The organism is Pseudanabaena biceps PCC 7429, from assembly GCF_000332215.1.
GTDB classification, from domain to species: Bacteria; Cyanobacteriota; Cyanobacteriia; order Pseudanabaenales; family Pseudanabaenaceae; genus Pseudanabaena; species Pseudanabaena biceps.
This window is the reverse complement of record NZ_ALWB01000414.1, coordinates 1-1,678: the sequence shown is the minus strand read 5'-3', so window position 1 is coordinate 1,678 and position 1,678 is coordinate 1. Positions and strand designations below refer to the sequence as shown.

The window sequence follows — 1,678 nt, the reverse complement described above, 5'->3', positions numbered from 1 at the left end:
AAGCAACGCTTTCAAAAATTTCCTTGGTTTGGGTTTGAGCGCAATGCGCTATAAGCAAACCTTGAGCTTTGAGAAGCCTTACTAGGTCATGAATTGAGTAAAGGGGTTGCAGCGCTTTGCGCTGCAACCCCTTTACTCAAAGCTATTTAAATTTGCTTTACCAATAAAGGCTAATGGCTCTATAGCCCGTTACGTCCCCATACAACAAAAGCGATCGAAAGTGTGAACATACCGAGTACACTAAACCAACCTAATGACAATATATCCATGTTTTTATAACAGTTTAAATAAGTTTTTCTAAATAATATAATACGCTTTGCCGTGCCAAACGGGATGGAAATATTCCGTCGAATGTCCGTAGCAACTTTTTGAGAGAAGTTGCATTCTTAATTAATTACTTAACTAAATATCCTAGTTCGCTATCCCAGATCGATATCCTAGCTCGCATCTTACTATCGCGCCATTAAGATCTCTGAAACGTCATACTACGCTTGCCAATCACAGCCCAATCCCCGCAAAATCACTAACCAATCCCTGCAAAATCACAGCCCAATCCCTGACCGTTCATTTACGATTCTTAAAGCGAACTTTTTTAGAGGCGATCGCATTATGTTTTTACCAAAAAAATTCTTAAAAAAATTCTTTCTAGCATCCTTCTGCTCTTGCTTAGCGATAAATGCAGCAATTGCCCTATCCCTATCCCTAGCCCCCTCGGTACAGGCGCAATCACGGCGAGTACGTTACGTACCGCCTAGCGATCTTGATGCCCCTAAAACTTCTGCATCGGGAATCACCCGCAGCATTTGTCAAGATGGTTGCCTAATTGCTCTGATACCCGACTTATTAGCCGAGAATAAACCAATACCTCGGACAATCTCAGAACGTCCCACCCTTTATTTCCTCACTCCCCCCATTGCTGGTTCGGTCAAGTTTACTTTGTCTGAGGATATTCCTACCCTACCCCAACCCGATGCCGAGAACACTTTCCCCGAATCTCAGAAAAAACAAATTTATACCAAAACTTTTACCCTCAATAATGATGCGGGAATCGTGGCGCTAAAAATCCCTAATGAAGCCCCCAGCTTAGAGGTTGGTAAAATCTATACTTGGAGATTTACCATCATCGCCAAGAAAGATCCTGTGAACGGAAATAAGACGGTGCAGGGTAAGATGCAACGGGTTTTACCAGATCAGCAGTTAGCGACAAAGCTCCAAAAAATATCGCAACCGATAGAGCGTGCCGCGCTATTAGCTAATCAGGGGATTTGGTTTGAAACGTTGCAAACCTTAGCCGAAACCCAGCTAACCGTACCGAGTGACCCTGAAGCATCAGAAGAATGGACTGCTTTACTAAAATCCGCCAGTTTGGATAAGGTTCTTCCCTATGCTTTGATTTTACAAAAGCAAGCTTTATAACTTTGAATTAAGAAACCATTTAAGAATTGGATAGATCCCCCCAGCCCCCCTTAAAAAGGGGGGAGAATTAAATTCCTCCCCTTTTAAGGGGATTGAGGGGGATCTCTTAGGGTTTTTGACCGCAAAAGGTAATTCTTAAATGGTTTCTTAAGCGCAAATGATGGGTTAGCGACAGCGTAACCCATCCTACGGTTGATTCACTATAGAGAAAGAAAACTATAAAACTATGGCTTACAGTGATTTTACGGTTGAACAGATTATA

General features: G+C 42.3%; 2 protein-coding genes. One reads left to right on the top strand and one right to left on the bottom strand.

What is annotated here, in order from left to right; genetic code table 11:
• Positions 1-179: 179 nt before the first annotated feature.
• Positions 180-269, bottom strand: coding sequence for a cytochrome b6-f complex subunit PetN (gene petN, locus PSE7429_RS27665; RefSeq protein ID WP_071590200.1), 90 nt, complete (start codon positions 267-269; stop codon positions 180-182).
• A gap of 340 nt (positions 270-609) precedes the next feature.
• Here petN and PSE7429_RS24035 point away from each other — a divergent pair, with 340 nt between their 5' ends.
• Positions 610-1,416: a DUF928 domain-containing protein gene (locus PSE7429_RS24035; protein WP_009629779.1), complete on the top strand. Its 807-nt coding sequence runs from the start codon at positions 610-612 to the stop codon at positions 1,414-1,416.
• Positions 1,417-1,678: the final 262 nt, after the last annotated feature.

What these genes read in the sequence shown, in the direction of transcription:
- petN (WP_071590200.1), bottom strand. Translation starts at nt 269, where the DNA reads ATGGATATATTGTCATTAGGTTGGTTTAGTGTACTCGGTATGTTCACA.
- PSE7429_RS24035 (WP_009629779.1), top strand. Translation starts at nt 610, where the DNA reads ATGTTTTTACCAAAAAAATTCTTAAAAAAATTCTTTCTAGCATCCTTC.